Origin of the sequence: Vibrio cionasavignyae (genome assembly GCF_050337155.1) — a bacterium.
Taxonomy (GTDB): domain Bacteria; phylum Pseudomonadota; class Gammaproteobacteria; order Enterobacterales; family Vibrionaceae; genus Vibrio; species Vibrio nomapromontoriensis.
On the sequence record NZ_JAKJSR010000013.1, the window covers coordinates 98577 to 123948 of the forward strand.

General features: G+C 44.6%; 25 protein-coding genes. 3 read left to right on the top strand and 22 right to left on the bottom strand.

Going from position 1 to position 25372, the window contains the following annotated elements:
* Positions 1-71: 71 nt before the first annotated feature.
* Together L4D74_RS10050 and L4D74_RS10055 are read right to left on the bottom strand one after the other, a co-directional pair.
* On the bottom strand, positions 72-860 hold the full coding sequence (locus L4D74_RS10050) for a helix-turn-helix transcriptional regulator (protein WP_428752005.1): 789 nt from the start codon (positions 858-860) through the stop codon (positions 72-74).
* Between the two features lie 35 nt (positions 861-895).
* Positions 896-1429 carry a YbhB/YbcL family Raf kinase inhibitor-like protein gene (locus L4D74_RS10055; protein ID WP_428752006.1) on the bottom strand — a complete coding sequence of 178 codons (534 nt, stop codon included), beginning with the start codon at positions 1427-1429 and terminating at the stop codon, positions 896-898.
* 250 nt (positions 1430-1679) lie between these two features.
* Between L4D74_RS10055 and L4D74_RS10060 the strand changes: the two genes are divergently transcribed.
* A complete protein-coding gene (locus L4D74_RS10060; RefSeq protein ID WP_428752007.1) occupies positions 1680-2132 on the top strand; it encodes an exoribonuclease R in 453 nt (150 codons plus the stop codon).
* Between the two features lie 100 nt (positions 2133-2232).
* Here the strand turns inward: L4D74_RS10060 and L4D74_RS10065 are convergent, their stop codons facing one another.
* The 19 genes from L4D74_RS10065 to rpiB form a co-directional block, all read right to left on the bottom strand.
* Positions 2233-3078 (bottom strand): GNAT family N-acetyltransferase, encoded by an 846-nt coding sequence (locus L4D74_RS10065; protein ID WP_428752008.1) that lies wholly within the window; start codon positions 3076-3078, stop codon positions 2233-2235.
* Between the two features lie 159 nt (positions 3079-3237).
* Complete coding sequence (locus tag L4D74_RS10070) at positions 3238-3387, bottom strand: hypothetical protein (RefSeq protein WP_428752009.1); 150 nt, start codon at positions 3385-3387, stop codon at positions 3238-3240.
* A 153-nt stretch (positions 3388-3540) separates the two neighbouring features.
* Positions 3541-4422, bottom strand: coding sequence for a hypothetical protein (locus tag L4D74_RS10075; protein ID WP_428752010.1), 882 nt, complete (start codon positions 4420-4422; stop codon positions 3541-3543).
* A 185-nt stretch (positions 4423-4607) separates the two neighbouring features.
* The gene (copI, locus tag L4D74_RS10080; protein ID WP_428752011.1) at positions 4608-5258 is read right to left on the bottom strand and encodes a copper-resistant cuproprotein CopI; all 651 of its coding nucleotides are present in this window, start codon (positions 5256-5258) and stop codon (positions 4608-4610) included.
* Between the two features lie 76 nt (positions 5259-5334).
* Positions 5335-8493 (bottom strand): efflux RND transporter permease subunit, encoded by a 3159-nt coding sequence (locus L4D74_RS10085; protein WP_428752012.1) that lies wholly within the window; start codon positions 8491-8493, stop codon positions 5335-5337.
* Entirely contained in the window at positions 8490-10235 is a 1746-nt protein-coding gene (locus tag L4D74_RS10090; RefSeq protein ID WP_428752013.1) for an efflux RND transporter periplasmic adaptor subunit, read from the bottom strand. Before L4D74_RS10090 ends, L4D74_RS10085 begins: the two co-directional genes overlap by 4 nt.
* A 71-nt stretch (positions 10236-10306) precedes the next feature.
* Positions 10307-11680: a TolC family protein gene (locus L4D74_RS10095; RefSeq protein ID WP_428752014.1), complete on the bottom strand. Its 1374-nt coding sequence runs from the start codon at positions 11678-11680 to the stop codon at positions 10307-10309.
* 89 nt (positions 11681-11769) lie between these two features.
* Positions 11770-12246 (bottom strand): hypothetical protein, encoded by a 477-nt coding sequence (locus tag L4D74_RS10100; RefSeq protein WP_428752015.1) that lies wholly within the window; start codon positions 12244-12246, stop codon positions 11770-11772.
* A gap of 118 nt (positions 12247-12364) precedes the next feature.
* Positions 12365-13474, bottom strand: a complete 1110-nt coding sequence (gene ribB, locus L4D74_RS10105; RefSeq protein WP_428752016.1) for a 3,4-dihydroxy-2-butanone-4-phosphate synthase — start codon at positions 13472-13474, stop codon at positions 12365-12367.
* Positions 13475-13486: 12 nt separating this feature from the next.
* Positions 13487-14329 carry a sugar phosphate isomerase/epimerase family protein gene (locus L4D74_RS10110; RefSeq protein ID WP_428752017.1) on the bottom strand — a complete coding sequence of 281 codons (843 nt, stop codon included), beginning with the start codon at positions 14327-14329 and terminating at the stop codon, positions 13487-13489.
* Between the two features lie 16 nt (positions 14330-14345).
* Positions 14346-15260: an AEC family transporter gene (locus tag L4D74_RS10115; RefSeq protein ID WP_428752018.1), complete on the bottom strand. Its 915-nt coding sequence runs from the start codon at positions 15258-15260 to the stop codon at positions 14346-14348.
* Positions 15261-15263: 3 nt separating this feature from the next.
* Complete coding sequence (locus tag L4D74_RS10120) at positions 15264-16058, bottom strand: triose-phosphate isomerase (protein WP_428752019.1); 795 nt, start codon at positions 16056-16058, stop codon at positions 15264-15266.
* Positions 16055-16687, bottom strand: coding sequence for a dihydroxyacetone kinase subunit DhaL (gene dhaL / locus L4D74_RS10125; RefSeq protein ID WP_428752020.1), 633 nt, complete (start codon positions 16685-16687; stop codon positions 16055-16057). Before dhaL ends, L4D74_RS10120 begins: the two co-directional genes overlap by 4 nt.
* Positions 16688-16690: 3 nt before the next feature.
* The gene (locus L4D74_RS10130) at positions 16691-17689 is read right to left on the bottom strand and encodes a dihydroxyacetone kinase subunit DhaK (protein ID WP_428752021.1); all 999 of its coding nucleotides are present in this window, start codon (positions 17687-17689) and stop codon (positions 16691-16693) included.
* Between the two features lie 42 nt (positions 17690-17731).
* On the bottom strand, positions 17732-18739 hold the full coding sequence (locus L4D74_RS10135) for a 4-hydroxythreonine-4-phosphate dehydrogenase PdxA (RefSeq protein ID WP_428752022.1): 1008 nt from the start codon (positions 18737-18739) through the stop codon (positions 17732-17734).
* An 18-nt stretch (positions 18740-18757) separates the two neighbouring features.
* A complete protein-coding gene (locus L4D74_RS10140; protein WP_428752023.1) occupies positions 18758-20044 on the bottom strand; it encodes a TRAP transporter large permease in 1287 nt (428 codons plus the stop codon).
* A complete protein-coding gene (locus tag L4D74_RS10145; RefSeq protein WP_265674280.1) occupies positions 20041-20616 on the bottom strand; it encodes a TRAP transporter small permease in 576 nt (191 codons plus the stop codon). Before L4D74_RS10145 ends, L4D74_RS10140 begins: the two co-directional genes overlap by 4 nt.
* 56 nt (positions 20617-20672) lie before the next feature.
* Positions 20673-21656 (bottom strand): TRAP transporter substrate-binding protein, encoded by a 984-nt coding sequence (locus L4D74_RS10150; protein WP_428752024.1) that lies wholly within the window; start codon positions 21654-21656, stop codon positions 20673-20675.
* A 51-nt stretch (positions 21657-21707) separates the two neighbouring features.
* Entirely contained in the window at positions 21708-22154 is a 447-nt protein-coding gene (gene rpiB / locus L4D74_RS10155) for a ribose 5-phosphate isomerase B (RefSeq protein WP_428752025.1), read from the bottom strand.
* Positions 22155-22589: 435 nt separating this feature from the next.
* On the opposite strand from rpiB, the gene glpX reads away from it, so the two are divergent.
* Positions 22590-23597, top strand: coding sequence for a class II fructose-bisphosphatase (gene glpX, locus L4D74_RS10160; protein ID WP_428752026.1), 1008 nt, complete (start codon positions 22590-22592; stop codon positions 23595-23597).
* Between the two features lie 44 nt (positions 23598-23641).
* The gene (locus L4D74_RS10165; protein ID WP_428752027.1) at positions 23642-24616 is read left to right on the top strand and encodes a sugar-binding transcriptional regulator; all 975 of its coding nucleotides are present in this window, start codon (positions 23642-23644) and stop codon (positions 24614-24616) included.
* A 235-nt stretch (positions 24617-24851) separates the two neighbouring features.
* Here L4D74_RS10165 and L4D74_RS10170 read toward each other — a convergent pair whose 3' ends face one another.
* A complete protein-coding gene (locus L4D74_RS10170; RefSeq protein ID WP_428752028.1) occupies positions 24852-25061 on the bottom strand; it encodes a hypothetical protein in 210 nt (69 codons plus the stop codon).
* Between the last annotated feature and the right edge of the window lie 311 nt (positions 25062-25372).

The following is a 25372-nucleotide window of genomic DNA, read 5'->3' on the forward strand; positions in this document are numbered from 1 at the left end:
ATCCATATAACGTTATCTTGCATAGCGACATTTTCACACACATCTGCAAAAATCTGCCATTTCACGTGTTCTTAAGGTAAGGCATTTGAGGCTAACGTTTTCATATAGTCCGCAGGAGTCACACCAAACTTGCCTTTAAAACGCTGGCTAAATCGACTAGCCGATTGATAGCCGCACTGCTGTGCTAATTTGAGAACATTATCGTGGCCATTTTGCATCAACTGCAATGCATGGCTAAATCGCACTTCAGCTAACACTTCACGATACTGAGTACCTTCTTGCTTGAGCTTACGAATTAACGTCGCGCGACTCATCGCAAAACGTTCAGCGACCGTTTCCAATGCATGCTCCTCACCCGGATCATAAGACAAATAATGGCTTAGCTGCTGACTAAACGCGCTAGTATTAATAAATAACTGATGTAATACCCCTTTCTCTGCGAGTTGTTGAAACAGCCCCATCACCCAAAATGTCTGAGTAGTTTGGCTCATCCTATGCAGATCAAATGAAAATAGAGCATTGAGCGTATCTCGCAATGCAATATCCATTTCTATCGCGGGCGTCTCTGCCGTACTGGCGCTTTGGGCACTCAGCTCAAGCATCGCGTTTGTCGGTTGGCAATAAAAGCTAAACATCCTAGATAAAAACCGACCTTTTTGTGGAAGATTCTCAAAGCACAGTGATGCTGATGCCTCACATAACAAAATCTGAGATTGAGAAATATCCACAGCGGCATCTTTCCAAAATAAGCGCTTACTGCCTGATATGATCTGAATAATACTCGGGGAATGAATCCGCACATTGCGTAATTGTTGCAGCTGCTCTGCACGAAATAACGTCACTTGATATTGGTTGCTCATCCATTCCACTCCAAAACTCTAGTAGATATACGCTATTATCGGGTATATGTTGCCGTTAACGTCGCTTTATCGAGCGCCATACTATTCAACGTGAAACCCACGACCGCTGCCGGCGTATTTGCTTGTAAATTTAATGTATCGGTTGGCAGTGCCCATACGGTAAATTGATAACGGTGCATGCCCTCTTTTTCTGGAGGGCAAACCCCACCAAAACCGACTGTGCCATAATCAATTCGTGATTCCATACCGCCTAATTTTTTTATATCGGCGCCGCGAGGCAATTCGCTAACAGAGGCTGGAATATCAAAAGCGATCCAGTGCCAAAAACCACTTCCCGTAGGCGCGTCTGGGTCATAAGCTGTAATCGCAAAGCTCTTGGTTCCCTTTGGTGCATCTTTCCACATCAACTGCGGTGACAAATTACCTCCATCACATCCCCAGCTTGAGTATTCAAACGTCTTAGCCATTGGATGACCTTCTTGAATATCATTGCTGGTGATTTCTAATGCCTGAGCAGATCCTACCGCTAAAAAACTTAATGCGATAACCGACTTAGTGATTGCTTTCATAATGAGTACCTTTTGTTGAGTTCGGAGTAAGTATAACCGCGGACAAAAAACACAAGGTGACAATAAGTATCAATTTACGACTAATGAAAACTCAAACTGAGACTTATAGATACATTGTTACTTCTGCTTTATTAACTAAGCAACGGCGAAAACGCAAGAAATTATGCGACTTTCATTTCAACACTGGTAAATTTGCCGATAGAGATTAGAATGCGAGTTCGATTCAATAGCTAACTAGAGCGACTTATTTATGCTTCGTGATTACACCTTTAACTGCCTTGTCACCATGCCACGTCATGAACTCGAAGAGTTCAGTATGCGAATGATCAGTAAGATGGTGCCAGAAGAAGTCATGAGTGAACTGTTCACTTTTGAACAGGAAGAAGTCGACAGTGAAGAACGTATGATGTCGGCACGATTGGATGCGACATTGCGTATGACGGCCATAGCACTTTGTGAAATCCAGCAAGCGTTTGATGATTCAGATAATGCTAAACAAAATAGTGAACGAATGACACGACTCGTTCTTTGGCACTTTTATGCCATTTCATTTAACTTAGAACAAGCTATTACACTAGAAACGCATTGTGAGCACGTTGAAAAATTACTCATTGAGCCACCCACTGAAGCCTTTGGTTGGGTGAAAATACTCACTGAACTCCTACATACTTACGCTAGTATTAATGCCAAGCAAAACCCGTAAATAGGCCAACAGCGCTTTGTTTTCCCATCGAAGGCAAAGCGCTATTTAGCCTCTATCAATTTTGCATCTATTACTTTAGCACTGATTAATTTAGTACCGATTAACCGATTTCAAACGACGTGACACCATATGTACGCTCAATCTGAATATCTGGTGACGTTTTCGTATACATGCGCGCTGTTTCAAAACACGGCATCATTTGGTTTCGATGAGCAAGTGTCACCGCGGCTGTATTACTTTCTGGAACATCTAGATAAACAGGCGCGGTCTCTTCAACGTGAGATAGAAGGCTTCTATAGAGCTCATTAGCGATTTCGGCATTATCTGCAAATAGAGGTGCAACCTTATATCCGCTATGACATGAGCGTATTACACCGACACCTTTAATTTCATTACCATCAAGATAAAGGATGGCCACACTGTTAGGTTGAGTAAACCATGCATGATTAAATTCAGCTCTGATCGCAGGGAAAAAAGCCGCCAAGTAATGATTTAAATCATCTTCATCTACGCTGCTTACTTCCACGACCTTATCAGTGGTGTCGTCGCGCTTTCGAGTGACACCTTCATAACGGATATTGCGATGTGACAAGCCAAAACCAGAACGTTGATAGTTATCTTGCTGATCGACGACACCGTCTAAAGCAATATTGCACCCGTCTAAGTAAGCCATTCCATGTTGCCAAATTTTCCAACCATAACCCAAGCCACGATACTCAGGCTTAACGATGTAGAAGCCAAGAAAGCCAAAACTATCCTCATACCTAACGACAGAAATACAGGCAATTGGCTCACCATCCAGCACACCAACCAAGAACCCTTTCGGATCAGCTAAATAGTAGTTTTGAGCGTCATTTAATCCCGGGTTCCATCCCTCAGCAGCAGCCCAAGCGACCGCTATGTCTAACTCACTTTCGGTCATTGTCCGAATATGAAATCCTTTCATCGTTTCTTTAAGCCTCTGTGTTTGTATCCATTCAAAGATTAAACTAGTTTGGCTTAGCTTGTTAAACAAGAAAAAGAGTTGATTTACACGTTAAGAAAGTTCCCTCAGTGACAAGCTTTCAACGACACTACATACCCCGCTATTTCCCATCACCCTTGTTCAAAATAAATTAACCATAATCACGGCGGCGAATAGACCCGCAATAAAACTAGGGCTGTGGAACGAACGCCGTTGGGCGCGATGATACTCTTTGGCAATGTCTTCCTGAAAAGTCTTTGTTGCGAGTTCTTTTACATAATTATTTTGCATGACCTACCCCTTTCGTTGTTGTTGGGGTAAGCATAAAACCTCAAGCTAAGTTGAGGTCAAGGCATCATGTAAATAAAGTGAACATTGCGTGTATATTCTGGCTAATACAGTGTGACTAACATAGGTGGGTATAAGTACTTAGTTGGGAAGTATTTAGTCATTTCGTGCTTCAATCGACACGACCGTTTGCTGCCTATCAAGCGTTAAATGCAACGTCTTTGGCAATGACAATATTGGCTGCGATTTATCTTCTTTTACCTCAGTGAGAAGCGACAATGAAACTTCTGAGATAGCGCCTGTTACCGCTTTGATCAAATAAGCGCGGTTGTTTATAAACGCACTATTTTCAATCGGCAAAAAATAAACCAAAACAAATTCTTGTTTGGAATCTTCATAAATGGTGATACAAGAGTCGGACTCGTCCTGGCATTGAGGGATGGAACCTGGCAAATGATGACGATACTTTTCGCTGACCTCTCTCATAATATGAATATAGTCAGCTTGCTTATGAGGCTCTCCGTAAAAGTGGCTATCTTCGACACACAGCAACGAAACCAATTCACCTTTGGTTTCATGGGACACGGTTAACGACTTATTGATGGTATGGTGCGACATACTCCCTTCATTCAACCAAGGAATATTCACGCCACGATGGTCCAATTCTAATAGCAAATAATTCGCGTCATTGCTTCCATATAATGCATCGACAAAGTCATAGTAATATTGACCATTTACGGCTTGATACTCGGAGGCCGCGCCTCGAGAATAGGACTCACTGCTTATCTTCATGGCTCCAACTCTAGGCTCTGTGACTCTCAGTTCAACCTTGGCTGCTTTGCCATAGCGGTAAGTGATCAACCCTTCACTATCAGCACAGAAACTGACGGTTTTTCCATTTCTCAGTTCACAGCCTGTGACATCCACTTCATTCGACTGACACAAAGAGCCTGCATAGCTCGGTGCCGCTATCAACCTAGGTGCCACTATCAACATAGGTGCCGCTATCAGCATTGCAGTAAGAAAAAGGGACTTCACATCGCGCCTCGTTGGTTTAGTTAGACATTTAAGCATCGTGGATATGCCATTATCCGTGGCAAGCTTAACATAACCAATTAATGCTAACCTCGCTTTGTTACGTTAACTCCGGACAATGACGCGATAGGACATTTCTCACCACTATCGCGCCATTCCGTACTCAGAGCTCACTCAGCACTACAGTATTACTGTACTTCGATGGTTTTTGTCATCCCGTCTTCAGCATGACCGGGGATATTACACGCAAACTCTACTTGTTTTTCACCGTGAAAATGCCACAGAATCTGCCCTGCTTTACCTGGTTTCACATAAACAACATTATCCATTTTTTGCAGCTCTTGCGACGCTGGCATCGATTTTATCATCTCGCGCTGTTTAAGCTGTTCCGTCACTGAGCCAATAGAGAATTGATGCTCGACTTTACCGGTGTTCATTACGACAAATTGCACCACATCATTCGGCTTAATATCAACGCTTCGCTTGAAGGTGATTTTCATATCATCCCCTAATACTACATGAACCACTTTATCCGGCTTCGCGCCTTTAGCTGGCATGCCTACCGCCGACAACCCTTTCATGTTCATCATGTTGCCGTGGTCCATTTTCGCATCATCCATCATCGAGTGATCCATTTTGCTATGATCCATCGAACTATGATCCATCGAACTATGATCCATCGAACTATTATCCATAGAGCCATGATCCATAGAGCCATGCTCCATCGGCATCGCATGATTCATCTTGGAGTGGTCCATTTCATTAGCCATTGAGCTTGCCGAAAATAGTGTCATCGTTATGGTTAAAGTGTGAGTTAACGCGCGTAGTGATTTTTTCATGTTCTGTTCCTTATAATAGTGATGTTGCCGCCTAGCCGATAGCAAAGCGGCCTCTTTCTTAAATAATATCGATCATTTACTTCGAGTTAATTTCGTCAGGTATCACGATAATTTCAGGCTGGATTTCTTTCGACTTCCAAAGCTGATAAATGGCGGGTAGGACTAATAGTGTCAATAGCAACGCCGACGCCATGCCACCAATCATCGGTGCGGCAATACGTTGCATGACCTCAGAACCTGTTCCAGAGCCATACATGATGGGAATAAGACCAATGATCACGGTAAGCACGGTCATCATCACCGGACGTACACGTAGCCCAGCACCTTCTTGAATCGCGTCCGTTAACATCGCCGCGGTCAATGGCGTTCGCTGCTCTTGAGCGGATAGTTTTCGGGCATGCCATGCCTGATTGAGATACACCAACATGATGACGCCAATTTCTACCGCGACGCCCGCTAAAGCAATAAAACCCACCCCAACGGCAATTGAGAAGTTATAGCCAAGAAAGTGCATCAGCCATAATCCCCCCACCATCGCCAGCGGCAATGTACCCATGATGATGAACACTTCCCCTAATCGTCTAAAGCTTAAGTAAAGTAGCAACATGATAATGGCCAGCGTCACGGGAACGACGACACTTAAACGCTCTTTGGCGCGCTCCATATATTCATACTGCCCAGACCATGCCAACGAGTAACCGGCAGGCAACACGAGTTCTTCGCTCACCACTCTCTGCGCTTCACTGACATAAGAACCAAGATCTCGTTCAGCGATATCCACGAACACCCAACCGTTGGGACGTGCATTCTCGGTTTTAATCATCGGCGGCCCATCTTCATAACGAATATCTGCGACATCCGCTAAGGCAATTCGTGCCCCGTTTGGCGTGACTAATGGCAAATTTTGCAACTTCACCACCGAGTCTCGATAATCTTGTGGATAGCGTACATTTATTGGGTATCGCTCAAGTCCTTCAACGGTTTCCCCGACGTTCATGCCCCCTACTGCGGTGGAAATGACTTGCTGAACATCACTGACATTCAGCCCATAGCGCGCGGCTGCTAAGCGTTTAATATCGATCGTGACATAACGTCCACCCGCCACTCGCTCGGCATAAACGGAAACCGTTCCTTGCACACGATTCAATATTGGCTCAATGTCCGAACCAATCTTCTCGATGACCGATAAATCAGGTCCGGCAATCTTGATCCCTATTGGTGTTTTAATACCGGTTGCCAACATATCGATACGCGTTTTGATCGGCATGACCCAAGCGTTAGTGAGACCGGGGAACTGAATCAAGTCATCGAACTCTTTACGCAACGATTCTGTAGTGACGCCTTCTCGCCATTCATCTCTTGGTTTTAGCTGAATCGTGGTTTCGATCATTGTTAACGGTGCGGGATCCGTTGCGGTTTCAGCGCGACCAATTTTCCCCCAAACGGTGTTCACTTCTGGGATGGTTTTAATCAGCTTATTCGTCTGTTGCAATAACTCGCGCGCTTTGCCAATAGATATCCCTGGATAGGTGGTTGGCATGTACATCAGATCACCCTCATCCAAAGGCGGTATGAACTCACTGCCTAGTTGGCTTGTGGGGTAATACGCCGACCCCATCAGCGCAACGGCGACCAAGATCATGGACTTTGGATAACGCAGGCTGAGATTCAGCATTGGCCGATACAGTGCCACCAGCGCTCTATTTACCGGGTTCTTATTCTCTGGTAACACGTTGCCGCGAATAAAGTACCCCATGAGTACGGGCACAAGCGTAATCGCTAAGCCTGCGGCGGCGGCCATTGCGTAGGACTTGGTATACGCCAAGGGCGAGAACATCTTGCCTTCTTGTCCCTGCAACGCAAATACAGGCACAAAACTCAAAGTAATAATTAATAAAGAGAAGAAAAGCGGTGCGCCCACTTCTTCCGCTGCTTTACCAATCACTTGCCAGCGGTTTTTATCCGTGAGCGGGGTTTTCTCTATGTGCTTATGCACATTTTCAATCATAACAATCGCCCCATCCACCATCGCACCAATGGCAATAGCAATCCCTCCTAGAGACATAATGTTGGCGTTGATACCCTGCCAATGCATGACAATAAATGCCGACAAGATCCCAATAGGCAAGCTGATGGCAATAACAAGCGACGAACGAATATGAAATAGGAACAAAGCGCACACCACGGCGACAACGATAAATTCCTCAGCCAACTTCTTCCAAAGGTTGTCTACTGCTGCGTTAATCAGCGTTGAGCGGTCATAGGTAGCAACAATTTCGACTCCGTCAGGTAACCCACCTTGTAGCGCCTGTAGTTTGTTTTTTACATTATCAATAACCTGACTGGCGTTTTCGCCAAAGCGCATCACGATAACCCCGCCAACGGCTTCGCCTTCACCGTTAAATTCAGAGATACCTCGACGCATTTGTGGGCCAAGGTTCACATCGGCAACGTCCCCTAGAAGTAATGGCGTGCCTTTGCTTGTGACCTTGAGAGGTAATGCTTTGATGTCTTCAATACTGGTTAAGTAGCCCGTGGTACGAACCATATGTTCAGCTTCACCAACTTCGATAACGGACGCGCCCGTTTCTTGGTTACCGTTGCTGATCGCCATATTGACTTGTTGTAACGTTAAGTCATAAGCACGAAGTTTAGCGGGATCAATTTGCACCTGATACTGCTTCACCATGCCACCCACGGTCGCCACTTCAGAGACACCTTCAACGGTCTGTAATTCGTACTTCAAAAACCAATCTTGAAGGCTTCGCAGCTCAGCGAGATCATGCTGTCCGGTTTTATCTTGCAGCACATAGCTATACACCCAGCCCACACCCGTCGCATCCGGCCCTAACGTGGGTTTCGCTTGTGAGGGTAAATTCGGCGCCACTTGGCTGAGATACTCCAACACGCGTGAACGCGCCCAATACATATCCGTCTTATCGTTAAAAATAATGTAAACGTAAGAATCACCAAAAAACGAATACCCTCGCACGGTCTCTGCGCCCGGCACAGCCAGCATCGCCGTCGTTAACGGGTAGGTAACCTGATCTTCCACCACTTGAGGGGCTTGACCGGGATAGCTGGTTTTAATAATGACCTGCACATCGGATAAATCAGGAATCGCATCAACCGGGGTATTTTTAACGCTGTATAACCCTGCTAACGTTAATAAGCAGCTGGCAACCAACACTAAAAATCGGTTACTGATCGACCAGCGTATAATCGCGCCTATCATAATGCTCCCTCCCCACTTTGCAGTTCAGAAAGCACATATTCAGCACCATTTTTACTGACTAAAAAGCGAACCTTTTGCCCTTCAGAAAAATCGCTAAGCGCCACTTCACCATTGGTCGTGAAATTCATTTCTCCTGACGCCCAGCTCCACTCTGGCACCGCATCATGACTAAGCGTCACCATGCCAAAGTCCGCCATTAACATTGTGATCGCGCCATCAACCCAGACTTGCTCTGCCAATGCGTCGCTGCTGATCTTAATCTCCGTCACGACATATTGCCCTGACGTGGCCTTTTCCATCGCAAATTCAATCTGCTGACCTGTTTTTAGCTTCGATAGATCCACGTTTTCTTGCACAGAAAAATCCATGGTCATACCGGGCCAATTCCACTGAGGAACAGGCTGATGATTAATCGTCACCATGGCGTGCTGCGACATAACACTGCTAATTTCTCCTTTTGCCCACGCCGTTTCTGGCTCGGCTTCAACACCATTGATCCGCGCTAGATCCGCACTTTGGCTGGACTCTGAATCCAGCATAAATTGTGCAGAAGTCACCACACGCTCGGCAGACGTCAGCCCGGCTAACACTTCCACCCTGTCATTCGCTTCACGTCCAATCTCCACTCGTACAGAGCGATATTTCCCTTCGCCTTCAGACAGCACCACTCGCGTCATTCCACCAGAGCGAATGACACTAGAACGTGGGATCGTGAGTACCGACTCTTGGCTTGTCGGCTGGAGCGCAATGTTGGCAAACATATTGGGCTTTAACTGATAATCCGAGTTGGTAAATTTGAGGCGAACTCTTAGGGTGCGAGTCGCAGGGTCAAGAATGGGATAAACATAGTCAACCGCTCCACGCCACTCTTTACCTGATAGGGCATCAAGCGTCATGACCGCTTCACTCCCGGCATGAATCCATTGCGCCTGACGCTCAAAGACTTCCGCATCGACCCACACTTCATCGATTGGACCTGCGCTGATCACCGGCTGCGCGGGTGATAAATATCCCCCTTCCCGAATGTCTAATTTAGCAACAATGCCACTGCCGAACGCTTTAATATCAATGGTCTGAGAAGCCTTTCCCGTCTTAACCACTTGGTTGATTTGAGCCCTGTCTACCCCAAGAGTCAGCAAGCGTTCCGTCGCGCCTGTCACTAACGTCTTTCGTCCAGTGCGATAAGCGTTCAATAACTCTTCCTGCGCTTTAACCAACTCAGGTGAATACAGCTTAAACAACACGTCCCCTTTATTGACTCGCTCACCAACCGCATTGATGTATAGCTTTTCCACCCAACCGGATACACGTACATTGGTTTGCCATAAGCGACTTTCATCAAAAGCGATATACCCGACGGTCTCGATACGAGGGGAAAGCTTCTCTTGTTTTACTTGTTCTGTTTTTACCCCAAGATTATTTTCTACGGCAGGATTAATAATGACCGTTCCCGCCTTGTCGTTAGCACTGCTTGCATCCGTCGCATAAACGGGAATTAAATCCATGCCCATGGGTGACTTACCCGGTTGATCACGTTGATAATTCGGATCCATTGGCGCCACCCAATATAACGGCTCGTTACTATTACCGTTATTATTACTATCACCGCTACCATTACTACTGGTGCCATTTTGACTGCCAAGCATCAGAGCCATATCGTGCCCGATTAAATACTGGCTACCGACCCCCCCTACCCCTGCTCCAATAACTAAAGCAAGTAGCGCTATATTTCTCGTTTTCATATCCATTACCTTCTCAGAATTTGTACTTTATTGGCGCTATCGTTTATTAACCTTTGCTTATTAACGGTGACTTATTGACTCGTATTTGACGATGTCGACACCGTGGGCTGCTCAACGCGATAAGCGAACCCACCTAAGAAATAAGCCAAATTGCTATTGACCAAACTTAAGTCTGTTTCGAGTCTCAGCGCCTCTAATTCCATCGCCAGTTCATCCGTGGCAGAAGTAATCACATCACTAAACTGTGAGGTATTATTCTGATAACCACGTTCAACGGCTTGGGTCCTAGACTGAGCTTGAGGCAACAGATTCTGACGATAGCGCTCTGTACGCTCCATGAGATTTTGCCTATCCATCATTAACGCATTCACTTTGGCATTCATCTGAGAAAGCAACGCATCTTTGCTGGATTTCGATGCCACCACTTGGTACTCGGCAGCGGTGTGATTTTTATCTTGGCGATTGCCAGTAAATAAGGGGATATCCATGGTGACATAGGCACTTAATAGATCCGGTGCAGGTTCACCACGCATATTATTGGCACGACGATGCGCGTACATCGCCTCGACACCAAATTGTGGTTTATACGCCTCTTGCGCAATGGCAACTTGAGTCTCGCTGGCCGATATTTGAACATCTGCAATACGAACCATCGGATGACGATTGAGTAATGGATAGTAATCACGCTGGTTTGCTAGCGAGAGTTGTCGCTCCAACTCATACCAATCGGAGGAAGTGGCGGCGGTAATTTGAGGTTGCTGCGCAAGCCATGTTGTCCCTAGCCATTCAGAAAACTGAGACATAATACGCGCCTGCATTTGACGATTTGCTTGCAGCTTGTCATCTAATTTACTGACTTGCAGCTGAGCTTGGATCAGATCCTGTGATTCACTATTGCCAATGGCGTAATTGGTTTGGATAAACCGTTCCATTTCCTGCATCAGTTGCTGATTTTCTAGCAACACACGTTCTGACTGTTGTTGAAAACCCAGCTCATACCAAAGCTGAGATAGACTGTTCGCTACCTCCAGTTCTCGCACAGCCACTTGATACTCGACACCATTGGCTTGTTGTTGAGCTTTTTGGTTCTGCAAGTCAAGCGTTGAACCTCGCCCAAATTGCTGCATCAGCCCTACCGAAACGTTACTCATAGGATCTTGATCCAATGCAAAACTGTCAGTAGGTAAGCCACCGACTCCCACCTTGAACACGGGATCCTTAAGCGTTGAACTGGCAATACCCGACTCCCGCATTGACTGCGATTGGGCATAGTACTGCATACGATTCGCATCATTAGCAATCGCATACTCTATGAGCTCAGAAAGCGTGACAGAAGGTTGTTGTATCTGCTGTTTGCTCACAACGGGTAGTTTTGCATACACCGTTGATGGCACGAATAGAATTACGCTCACAGCAAGCGCAACCACATTAATGCTTTGATTCACAATAAATTCCAATCTGCGTGCTAAAAAACAAGCACGATTAAATCAACCCATAGCGCTAAGCTAAGGGTTCAACGAAAATTCAGATCAGATTAAATGGTCGGTGGGCGTTCTAATGATTCAATGCGGGTTAATATAGGAAGGAAGTGCTCACTGTTTCTTTTCGAAAAACGCGAGCTATGGCCATTGGTAATCAGTGCAATAGGCGACAAGCCAAGTGTGTTTCCACACGCCGTAGTACAGCACGTGTGAGCCATATCGCTGCTATCAGAGCAATCTACCATAACACGGCTTGACTCATGGTAAACCACAGCAGGAGAGCCTGAAGCGTCAGTATTCAAAACATTGGGTTTTAGACCGTGGGTCTTTGCCACTTGGCTAGTATGGTGTGACTCACGTATTGGGTGCGTGATAGCAGTTTGATTCATTTCGCAAGGTATTGAGGCAGACATAGCGTCCATACCTCCCATCATGCTCATTGCAGGCATACCTGAGACAAACGTTGAAACAACGAGTGCCACCAGACTCAAAAGAGTTAGCCAAATTTTGCGAGCATTTGAAAGACGCATACCACACCTGAAGAAACATAATCGGAGCGAGTATAAAGGTTACCCTTAGGGGAAGGTCAACCAATAATAAACACTCGCTCCATTAACCCAAAGCCGAGGGGAAACCTAGTCTCCAATGCTAACTTTCAATGTAATCGACCACGGTCAAGCCAAATCCCGACAAGGAATGATATTTCTTATCAGAAGACGACAACAAATTCATTCTGGTCACCCCTATATCCGATAGGATTTGCGAACCAACACCGACTCGCCTTGAGGTATCTAGCTTCTTACTGTTCTGAGAAACTTCACCTTTATCAAGCGCGGCAAAATGCTTCACTTTATTGATCTGAGCTTCTTGGTTTTCTTGTTGGCTAAGAATCACCATCACTCCACCATCTTCTGCTATTTTTTGCATCGCTTTGTGCAGCGGCCAAATATGGCGAGGTTCACGAGCAGAAAATAACACATCATGAAACGTATCCTGTACATGGACGCGTACATTGGTGGGCTCTTCTGTCACGCTGCCACTTTGCAATGCAAAGTGAACCTGATTGTCCACGGTATCGCGATACGTCACCATGTTAAACTCACCAAATTCAGTCGGTAATCGACATTCGGCGATTCGTTCAATGGTCGTTTCTGTATTGTTCCTAAATTCAATAAGGTCTGCGATCGTACCCAGCTTGATTCCATGCTTTTCTGCGAAAATTTCAAGTTGAGGGCGTCTCGCCATTGTGCCGTCTTCATTCAGAATCTCGACGATAACCGAAGAGGCTTCAAATCCTGCTAGCCTCGCTAAGTCGCACCCGGCTTCGGTATGCCCAGCGCGCACAAGGACTCCACCATCTTTCGCTGCAAGAGGAAAAATATGCCCTGGTTGAACCAAATCTTGCGGTCTAGCCTCTTTACTAACCGCTGCTTGTATGGTGACCGCGCGATCCTCTGCTGAAATTCCAGTGGTCACCCCTTCCGCCGCTTCAATGGAAACGGTAAATGCCGTTGCCCACGGCTCTGTCGGGTTCTGTACCATCGGAAATAACTTTAATCTGTCGCAACGCTGCTTGGTCATAGTTAAACAAATAAGCCCACGACCGTGGGTGGCCATGAAGTTGACATCTTGAGCGGTGATTTTTTCAGCCGCCATCATAATATCGCCTTCATTTTCACGGTCTTCGTCATCCATCAAAATAACCATTTTACCTTGACGGTAGTCTTCAATTACTTCTTCTATATTGCTAATTGCCATCGCACTTACACCCTACTGATTTTCAAGATTTTTAATAAAAGATACACTCTGCTCTAACGTGTCAGCGATAATTTGAATGCTTTCTGGCGAGCGTCCTCGAATGGGAAATGAATCTTTGCGGCGGTACATTCTCAACGGCTTCTCGATACTAAAAGGTATTTTCCTCATGGCTAATGACTCGATAATCGGAGTAAAGTTAACAATGCCATCTCCCAATGCCGGAAAGGTAAACTTGTCATCATGGACTTGTACATCTTTAACATGAAAATGGCGGCAAAATGGCATCGCTATTTTCGCTTCTTCACTGGGACTCAAGTTCGGTACGAGTGATACCGAATTGCCCGGGTCAAAATTAAGCGCTAAAGCAGGGTGCCCCACTTCTTGTAAAATTCTTATGCCATCGTGCGCAGTGGCAAAGGCATTAAAATTCAGATCGCCACCATTCTCTATACAAATGACGCACCCAAGCTCTTCCGCATAGGGCGCAAGTATCTTCAAATTATCCACAATAACCTGACGGTCAGCGATAGGACCAGTACAGGTATTGAGAAAACGAACGCCCAAATGGTTCGCAAAATCAATCCGCATTTTAAACTCTGCGATTGCGTTTGGGGCCGCCAAGTTCATCGTGCATCCCAACGCATTTGATTTCAGCGATTCTTTTTCCATAAGTGTTAATAAGTACTGAGCATGATTTTTGGAAAACATATCGCTATCAAGCTGCCCTACGTACCCTTGATTAAAGGCGAACTCAACATATTGGACACCGAGCTTACTAATTGTCTTCAGTGACGTTTTTAAATCATGCCCATCAAATATGGCCGTATTTATGGCTAACCTTTCTATAATACTCATAACGATAATCCTTTATTTAAGTCACAATATATCCAACCACTCGTTCCCAGCCCAAAAGAGATAACAGAGAGAATAGGGTCGTAAATAAAATCACGCTTGCGGTGGCTTGTTTGGCGACGTGATACCTTTCCGATAGAAGGTATACATTAATGCCCGTGGGCAAACTCGATAGAAGAACCAATACTTGGGTTTCTAATACACTCAAACCAATCACGTAATGGGCAATGAGTAACACTAAAAGTGGGAAAAATAGAATTTTAACCAGTAACAGTGACAGCACTTTTTCTTTGGCAAGCGACCTAAGTTGGTAGAAGCTTAAACTGGCTCCAAGTACACATAAAATGACGGGTAAGGCCACCCAACCCACCGCCGACAAACCGTTAACGAACCATGGGCTCAACGTCATCCCCCACAAATTCAACAATAATCCGCTAACAATCGCGATAAGAATGGGATCTGTGGCTACCTTGCGATAACTATAAAAGCCTGGCTCCCCAGAATGAATCATCAATACATTAAATAACGGAAGCACAACCAGTAAGTTGGTGACAACTATACCCATTAAAATGAGTTCAGCTTCCGCGCCATAAAGTGTAAATATCAATGGTACGCCGACCCCTACCGCGTTAGGGTATATCGCTGAAATGGCTTTAATATTGGCGCAAGAGGCCGTGTTCAGCTTGTTTTTCATCAGACTATGGCGTAAACCAAAAAAGAGCGTGCCGACACAAACTCCATAAGTGGCAATAACGCTCAGTGATGGCAGTAAATTAAGATCAGCTCGGTAAATAGATGAAAAAAACAAGCTCGGGGTGAGGTAACTAAAAGCAAAGCTTCGAATCCAATCAACCCGCGCCTGAGTCACTTGCGGAACCACTTTAGCAATGAAGAAGCCAAGGAATATCCATGACATTAACTTGGCTTGCTCCATAAGCTAGCATGGCTCCTTCACGGTACTGTTAGCTTTACTTTGTGCAATAGACAACAGTTCAAGGTACCCCGAGGCTTGCCATGCGGTTCGCCCGACAAAAACGCCATCAATATTGGGCTGGTCGAGCAATTCCGACGCATTGCCCAAATTAACACTTCCTCCATAGAGCAAAGTCATGTCGCGAGCTATTGGTTCTCCATACTGGCGACTCAACGCATCTCGAATTGCCTGGTGAACACCTTCCGCTTCTTCATTGGTTGCAGGGGTGCCATTTTCACCAATCGCCCAAATAGGCTCGTAAGCAATAATGACCTGACTAACTTGGGCAGGCGGCACTTGAAACAGCGCGATTTTCACCTGTCTAACAACAGATTCAATCGACACACCCCATTGTTTTTCATCGGCACTATCGCCTACGCACACTAGCGGTGTCAGACCATGCTTTAACGCCGCTCGTACTTTTTGGTTCACCGTTTTATCCGATTCACCAAACAAGCCTCTTCGCTCAGAATGACCAATTTCTACTAGCGTCGCGCCACAATCTTTGAGCATTAACGGCGAAACCTCTCCGGTAAAAGCGCCCTCATCTTGCCAGCACATATTTTGCGCACCCACTTTCATCCTCGTATCGCTGAAATCGCTCACAACATTAGTGATATAAGGGAAAGGAGGAATAACAAATGGTTGAACACCAGCACTGCAATTTTTAACCGACGTAGAGACCGTGTTAGCCCAGGCCTGAGCGGTCTCCCCGGTCTTGTTCATTTTCCAACTTGTCCCTACCCATATTTTTTTCATGCCGGAACCTGCTCACAGGCAAATTCACTCATGAACTCAAGAATGAAGGCCATCGACATGGCGCCTGGATCTGGGTGGCCTAGAGAACGCTCGCCTAACGTTTTTGCCTTGCCCGTCGTCGCGATCATATCTTTTGTCGCCTCAACGCCTTGCTTTGCTGACGCAGCAATAGCCGGAAGATGGTCCGCTAAATCGCCAGAAAGTGACTCTGATGTTTTCACCGCCGCAACCAAGGCATCGATCATAGTTTTGTCACCAGGCTTTGCACCACCACGTTCATAGACACCTTCTAACCCCGCAGTTAAAAACGCCGACAACGTCTGAGTATCTAACACCGTTGCGCCTTTAATAGCTTTAGCGCCCGAACGATACAACGTACCAAAGATAGCGCCAGATGCCCCACCCATTGACGCCATCATGGTGCTCCCGATTTTGAGTAATAACTTACTGACATCTTCTGGCTGATAATCACTTGCCAATAACTCAGCAACGGCTTTAAAACCACGCTCCATACCGATACCATGATCACCGTCACCAATGGCTTGATCATATTTGGTTAATACCGGCTCACTTGCGATCATTTTATCTGCTACATAAGCCATCATGTTTTTCGTTGTTAATGCATCCATTTCTTAATTCCTTAACGCAAAAGAGTCACAAGGTAGGTCGTAAAGTGATTTAATTTCTTCATCCAATTTGAGCATTGTCAGTGAATAACCCGACATCTCCTGAGAGGTACAGTAATTACCCACTAACGTGTGGTGAACGCTAATACCACGTTCAGCAAGCAAAGCGTGTGCTTTTCGGCTTGCGATTAACAATTCCATATAAGTCGATGAGCCCAAGTTGTTCACAAGTAAACAGACTTCATCACCCTTTTGGTAAGGTAAGTCATCACACAGTTGATCGATTAACTTCGTCACAACCTCATCTGCCGATGACATTTTTTCTCTTGCAACACCAGGTTCACCATGCAACCCCATACCAATCTCAAGTTCATCATCTGGTAATTCAAAATTAAAGGTGTTGGTTTGCGGCACCGAGCCTGCTGATAACGCCACACCTATTGAGCGCGTATTGTCTCGTGCGCGCTCCGTGACCTTCACAACGTCTTCAAAGCTATATGACAAAGAGGCGGCACCAGCAATTTTCAATACATAAACATCCCCTGCCGTGCCGCGTCTTTCCGTGATTTTTTCTAGCGGCGCTGACGCCACGTCATCCCATACTCGAATGGTATGAGTCTTAATATCATCGTCGTCTGCCAGTTCTGCGGCGATATCAAAATTCATATTATCTCCGGCGTAATTACCATATATATAGATAACGCCTTTGCCGCTATTTACCGCTTCTGTGGTTTGTAAAATAACGTTTGGTGGAGGCGCTGCAAAAATATCACCTAATGCGGCGGCATCCGCTAAACCATGCCCGACATACCCAGCAAATAAAGGCTCATGACCTGCACCACCACCCGTCAAGATGGCCACTTTATCAGAAGGAAGATCGGTGCGAATTGCCGCTGTAATACCCGGAAGTGCTTCCAACTTTCCGCTCATGACAGACAGAAGACCTTCAAATTGTTCTTGTGCCACATTAAGCGGCTCATTAATCAGTTTTTTTGGTTTTCTCATGGGTTCACCACTTATTTCTTAAGAGTTCTTTCAGGTTTATTTTTATGCGTTGTTTTGATAGCTAGTGGCCATTTTCACCGTCAGCTTCAACGCATTTTCCATCGCTGGAGTTGCCGCAATATTCTTTCCATAAATATCAAATGCAGAGCCATGGTTAGCGGTCGCTATTGGCAATGGGATCCCACCTTGAACCGTGACACCACGATCAAAACCCATCATTTTTAAGGCTGTTGCACCTTGGTCGTGATACATAGACACAATTGAATTCATCTTCTCTTTTTCAACAATCCACATCGTGGTATCACCGGGGAAAGGGCCAAATGCCTGAATGCCTTTTTCCTTGGCTTTTTCAATCGCGGGAGTAATCACAGTAATTTCTTCATCACCAAACAGCCCACCTTCGCCCCCATGAGGGTTTAATGCCTGAACAGCGATTCTCGGCTCCTCAAAACCTGCCGATTTTAAGGTGTTATTCATCAACTCGATGGTTTTAAGAACAGAGTCTATGGATAGATTTTCAACCACATTTTTAAATGGAATATGAGAGGTCACTCGACCTGCCCAGATATCATCAACGACGTTAATTTCACAGCCAAAGTCATGGAAGTCCGTCAGTTCAGCAAACCATGAAAGTTCGTCTCTGTGCTCTAACCCGGCCATACTCATTGCTTTCTTATTTAACGGTGCAAAGCAGATTCCATGCGTCTTATGCGCCAACGTTAGGTCGACGGCAATTTTCAATGTTTCCAGAACGTAAGTGCCACCTTGCGGCGTCGCTTTCCCATATTCAATGCTATCAACGTGGGATGATTTGAACTGAAGGAGCACAGGCTTACCCGTTTTAAAGTCAGCCTGCTCGAAGGTATCTACAACATCGTATTCAAAGGAAGCTTGAGCAATGTCCATGCCTTTTCGCAGCTCATATTCATCCGCAATGATCAAAATATTAGCTAATGACCGGCTGGCCGGCTGATTAAGCACTTTTGCCGCGACTTCTGGGCCAATACCCGATGGGTCACCTAATACAAGAGCAATCGTTGGTTTCGTCATTTTCTCATTCCTTGATAATTATTTGTTATAAATGTAATCCACGAACCCTACAGACAAAGCTGGTACGTAGGTCGCGAGCAGAAGCACGATAAACAGAACGCCAATAAATAACGCATTCACCTTGGTCACTTGCCAAATATCACGCTTAGCGATAGAACAAGCCGTAATAAGAACACTGGCGACTGGAGGCGTTTGTTGCCCAATAGAGATATTCAATGCCAACATGATGCCAAAATGAATAGGGTCAATGCCCAACTCATGAATAAGTGGCAATACGATTGGAACCGTTAGTATGATAGCGGCGGCGCCGTGTAGAAAAATACCGACGATAAGTAGCATGACATTCAGCATCATCAGTACCACGTACTTGTTTTCTGAAATACTCAGAATACCGGCAGCCATAGTCTGAGGCACTTCTTGCTCGGTTAGGAATAACCCTAAAACAGCTGATGTCGCAACAAGTAACATCACAACAGAAGTCCCAGTCACTCCTTCCATCGCAGCTTTATAAAACAGTTTCAGATCCATTTCTCGGTAAATGAAAACACTGATCACCAAGGCTAAAAGTACGGCGATACCTGCCGCTTCTGTCGCGGTCATAAAGCCGGACAATATCCCACCAAGAATGGCAAAAGGTAGGGTTAGCGCCCAAAATGCATCTTTGAACGCTATCCATAATTTACGCAAACTAAAGGCATTTTCGCGAGGTAAGTTATATTTCACTGCATAGTAGTAACACACGCCAAACATACCCGCAGCACCAAGTAGGCCTGAGACAATCCCCGCTACGAATAGCTGAGAGATCGAGACATCTGCCATTGCACCGTAAATGATCATGGGTAAAGAAGGAGGAATAATTACAGCAAGAGAAGCCGATGAAGAAGTGACAGCCGCTGAGAAACTAGCTGAATAACCTCGTTTTTTCATCGCTGGTATTAAAATAGAACCCAATGCGGCAACGTCCGCTACCGCTGAGCCTGATATCTCTGCGAAAATCATCGATACGCCAACGTTGACCATTGACAATCCGCCACGGACAAAACCAACAATCGCACTAACGAAGTTAATGAGTCTCAGCGAGATGCCACCCGTGTTCATTAACGCGCCTGCGAATACAAATAAAGGTATCGACAGCAGCGTAAACTTAGAACCACCTTCGAACATCGACAGTGCAGCATTATAAATCGCATCAATGCCTGACGTAGCGACCATACCAACAAGGGCAACAGAACCAATTGCAACCGCAATAGGCACATTGATCATCACTAACCCGATTAGACAAGCGAGTACAATTAGTGCGCTCATTTCACCACCTCCATCACTTCTGCCATATCTTTCTTAGCATCACGAATTGCGTCTTGAATTTCTTCTTCCTCTTGCGTTGAGCCTTTACAGACCATTTCCCATGCTTTCGGAAAAGAACAAAGTTGCGCCACAACAAAAAGAACAGCACCAATTGGCAAAGCAGATTGGGCGAACGATAAGGTAATAAACTCCAAGCTAGTCAAGGTTTCATCACCAAAAATTTCTAAAAGGTAGTAACTTGCCCACGCCATCACCACAAAAAAAGCAATGACAATAAATTCACTCAATAAGAAGACCAGCTTTCTTACCCCTAACGATAAGCTTGCAACGAGTCCACCAAATCCCATGTGGGAGCGTTTTAGCGCACAAAGTGCCGAACCATAAAATGTTAACCAGGCCAATAGAATCGCCGACACTTCGTCATACCAGTACAAAGATGCACCGCTAAAACGAGAAAAAACAGCAACAATGATGATTGCACTTAGAGACAGCAATATCGTTAATGAAATAGCGATAAGCACTTTTTCTAGTACATTTGAAATGGTATTTATGCCAGCTAGAAAAGACATCATAATCCCTCGTAAGAACACCTGAGAAAGCCATGACCTCATCGGCCATGGCAATATCGTTACTTAGCGCTTGCCATTGCTTTAGTTAACATGGCAGAGCCGTTATTTACATTTTCAACAAAGTCATCGTAAATAGGTTGGCTGGCATTAACAAAAGCATCTCGATTAGCCACATTTAACTTCATGCCACCTGCGACCAACTTGTCTTTAAGCTCACTCTCCAGTCGAGCCGCTTCTTTGTAGCCCCACTGCTGAGCTTCTACCGCCGAAGCTTCTAGGATTTCTTGGACTTCTGAAGGGAATTTTTTGTAGTGACGAGCGCCAGCGGTTAAGTACGCAGGGGTATACACGTGGTTAGTCACACTCACGTAACCTTGCACTTCGTGTAGCTTAGCCGCATAAATATTGGTATATGGGTTTTCTTGACCGTCAATAACACCAGTTTGCAAACCAATAAAGACTTCACTGAAACTCATTGGCGTTGGGTTTGCTCCCCAGTTTTTAAACATTTTTACGCGCCAAGAACTATTAGGTGTGCGAATCTTAAGACCTTCTAAGTCTGCAGGGGTATTAATTGGACGTTGTGCATTGGTGATATTACGGAAACCATTTTCCCAAAAACCTATCACTTTATAGCCTTTTTTCTCTGCTGCTGGTGCGATATACGGCCAAAATACATCCTGTTCAATTTTTGCCACATGTTGACGATCGGATACGAGGAAAGGTAACTCAAACAACGCCATTTCAGGGACATGAGTCGGAAGTGTTGACGTCAATAATGCAAGATCAATGGTGCCCAACTTTAGTTTTTGTTGGACATCTTTATCTTTTCCTAACTGAGCCGCACCGAAGAACTTTAGGTTGTAATCAAGACCAGATTTCTTGAATTGCTCGTTGGCATAATCCGCAAAATGCTGCGTAGTGTTGTATTGCAACGAACCGAGTTGTGCACTGGTGGCTACTTTAAGATCTTTTGCCGCGACTGCTGATGACATCATTACTGCAATTGCGATACTGGTATAAGTTAGCGTTTTATTTTTCATGTTAAATTTCCACGTTATTCCATTAATCAGATGGGTAATTTGCAATTATTGTTATGAAATGAACTCTTTTTCGATCTCCTTAATTCGATTTACTTTGGGGGTTGAGGGCCCATCAACAAACTCTGCTGCAAGCCAAGTATCTAATATTGATTTCGCAAGCTCAGAACCAATAACTCGCGCACCCATCGTGATGATTTGTGCGTCATTGCTTTTTCTTGCCCTTTCTGCTGAGAATGTGTCGTGACACAATGCAGCCCTAATACCGGGAACTTTATTTGCCACTATTGAGACGCCGATTCCAGTACCACATAAGATGATCCCTCTTTGGTGTTTACCCTCACTAACAGCCACGCTGACCGCTTTTGCAATGTCGGGATAAAGCGCCTCACTATCGGAATCAACACCATAATCAGCAACTTCAATACCCTTTTCGAGCATGTGTGCCTTAAGACACTCTTTCAGCTCAATGGCAGCATCATCACATCCAATCGCTATCATTCCTTACTCCTACCATGTACATATGACCAAACAAGTTACAAATGATAATGCACTTATAACCCTAATATTTACATGCGTTTCTATATTAAACGAGATGTAAATCACTTTTTATTTACATAGCAGCAACATTTATGTGATCAAACTACAACCTAGCTTTATCGTTAAAGGATGACAATTGTTCTTACCTCATTGGTCAAAATTCACACCGACAACACACAAAATCCAATAAAATCAAGGGACTATAAAAATGCACCCTCTCAACAAATAGAGTTAAAACTCTATCTTATAAAATAGATCCACAGAATTGTGTCATTTATATTTCAATTGAGTAATTAGTTACTCAATTCATAAATGAGAGCGCTGCAGCATTTATATTAATGCACATATGGTACTCATAGTGAACACATGAACAACAATCGCTAATATGGAGCTTTTATGAATACCGATCTCTCTCTAACTTTTTCCCAAGTAACCGAAGCTGCCGCGCTCGCTGGATATAAATGGCTAGGGTGTGGTGACAAAGAGCAAGCCGATCAATCTGCAGTAGAGGCGATGCGTCTATTACTAAGCAATGCTGCTATCAATGGAAAAATCATCATTGGAGAAGGGGAAATCGATGATGCCCCTATGCTATTTATTGGAGAGGAGCTTGGAAAAGGCGGTCCGAATATAGATATTGCCGTTGACCCAATAGAAGGAACACGAATGACCGCGATGGGACAATCAAACGCCATCGCAGTACTTGCGGCAAGTGAACAAGGAAGTTTATTGCAAGCACCCGATATGTATATGGAAAAGCTGGTTGTGGGACCGAAATCTCGCGGGGTCATTGATTTGGACTTATCTCTAGAGGAGAACTTAACTCGTGTCGCCCAGTCATTAAATAAACCTATTAATGAGTTGGTCATGGCGACATTAGCCAAGCCTAGACACGACGAGATTATTAAACAAGTACAATCTTTAGGTGTAAGGGTGTACGCTTTTCCAGACGGTGATGTCGCCGCCTCTCTTCTGACTTGTATGACAGAAAGTGATATAGATTTGATGTACTGTATTGGCGGCTCTCCAGAAGGCGTGATTACTGCAGCAGCCATGCAAGCCTTGGGTGGTGACATGCAAGCCAAACTACTTTTTCGCGATCAAGTTAAAGGTCAATCAGCCGAAAATCAGTTGCACGCGCATATAGAGCAGCAACGGTGCGTAGAAATGCACGTCAACGCCAATACTAAACTCGAGCTAAACGATCTGGCCCGTTCAAAAAATGTTATATTTTCAGCAACGGGTATCACCAAAGGCGACTTACTAGAGGGAGTAAAAGCCGGAAGTCAAAACCTAACGACAGAAACACTATTGATTCATGGGCAAAGCCGTATAATCAGAAAAATCCGATCTACGCATGATTTTTCATTACTTAATAGTGAATTACACGCCAAATCAGCCTAAATTGTCGCAAACTTAATTTGCGCCCAATAACGCGGTAAGGGAATATGGATTTATCAAATATTGAACAAACAGAAGAAAATAATCTACTCACTGAAATCGCTGTTGCGTATTATCAAGATGGAGCGACTCAGGAAGAAATTTCTAAACGGTTTGGGCAATCCAGGGTCACGATAGGACGGCTGCTAAAAAGAGCTCGGGACAAAGGTATTGTTGAAATAAAAGTTAAATACCATCCAGTATTTGGCGCAAAATTAGAAGAACAATTAAAAGAACGATTCGGCCTAAAGCGCGCTCTTATCGCCCTTGACCAACCGACGGAAGATGAGCAACGCAGTTTACTCGCCGGTGTTGTCTCTACTTATCTCTCTTCCACTCTTAAGGATGGAATGGTTGTTTCAATAGGGCAAGGTCGAAATGTCTCTGCAGTATCTGAGCATATTGGCATTGTGAATCCGAAAAAGTGTACGTTTGTATCGAGTATCGGTGGCATACACCCTAGAGGAGGCATGTTAAATGCCGACCACATATCACGTCGCTTTGCTAAAACATTTGATGGAGTGAGTGAAACGCTCTACGCACCAGCATTTATTAAAGACCCAAACCTACGCCAAGCGCTGATGGAAGATGAAACTGTTCAGCAAACATTGGATATAGCTAAAAAAGCAGATGTCGCTTTGGTGGGTATTGGTGATCTCAGTGAAAGCAGTTATATGGTGAACTTAGGGTGGTTCTCAGTTCAAGAAATGGTAGAAGCAAGGATTCAACAAGGCGTGGTGGGAGAAGTGGGGGGGTATGATTTTTACGATATAAAAGGGAGAGTTCAGGATACAAAAATGAGTAATCGAGTCGTTGGACTTACCATCAGCGATTATCAAAAAATCCCACAAGTTATCGCCATCGCTTCAGAAGCCAGTAAACCTTTAGCTATTGTTGGCGCACTGCGAACCGGAGCCATTGACATTTTGGCGACCAGTGTAGCCAATGCTATAACAATATTGAATCTCGACGCTCAGCAATAACGCACATCTATGATTTTATTTATAGAAAGGCAACGAAACGGTTGCCTTTCTATTATTAGCTATTAGGTTAAATATATTCATAAGATAATGAGCAGTCTGTCATTTTAGAAGATGAGTCTGAATCTACATGGCAAGAATAATGGGGTAATTGCCATATACAAAAAGTATTTTAGTGCAACGTTTCTAAAATTTATGATTCAGAGTATAGCGAAAAGTAGAATGATATTGTGTGACGTTAAGAGGATAGAGAAAAACGCCCAATACATTCATTTAGACTGTTAGTAATATTTCCTTGCTGAGTTCTCTCACAGTAGGAAAAATCGATACCAACATTACCCATATTATCTTTCATCATAACATGGCGCGATAAAATATCGCCGTTAAGCTGGTGTATTAACACACTCCAAGAGAGTTGATTTTTAAATAAAACAAAATTTACTGTCATTGATTACCTTTTTTTGCATTGCTGTTGCTATTATTTTTACAGTGTTGAAACCAAAAGCGTTTACGACCCATTGAACGAGACATAGAAGATCCTTAATATTATTTTGCAATGAAGATACCGTCACTCACATGAATGAGATATGTTAACTTGCTGATTTTATAGAAATTATGGTGTTGAGACTTATATTGATATTGCGAAGTGAATAAAACGTGTGACATGCGTGAAAGGCAGGTGTTGCGTATTTTCTGTGTTCGAAATTCCAGTATAGAGAATAAAAGTAGATATTACCGCAAACGGCCATCGGCCATTTG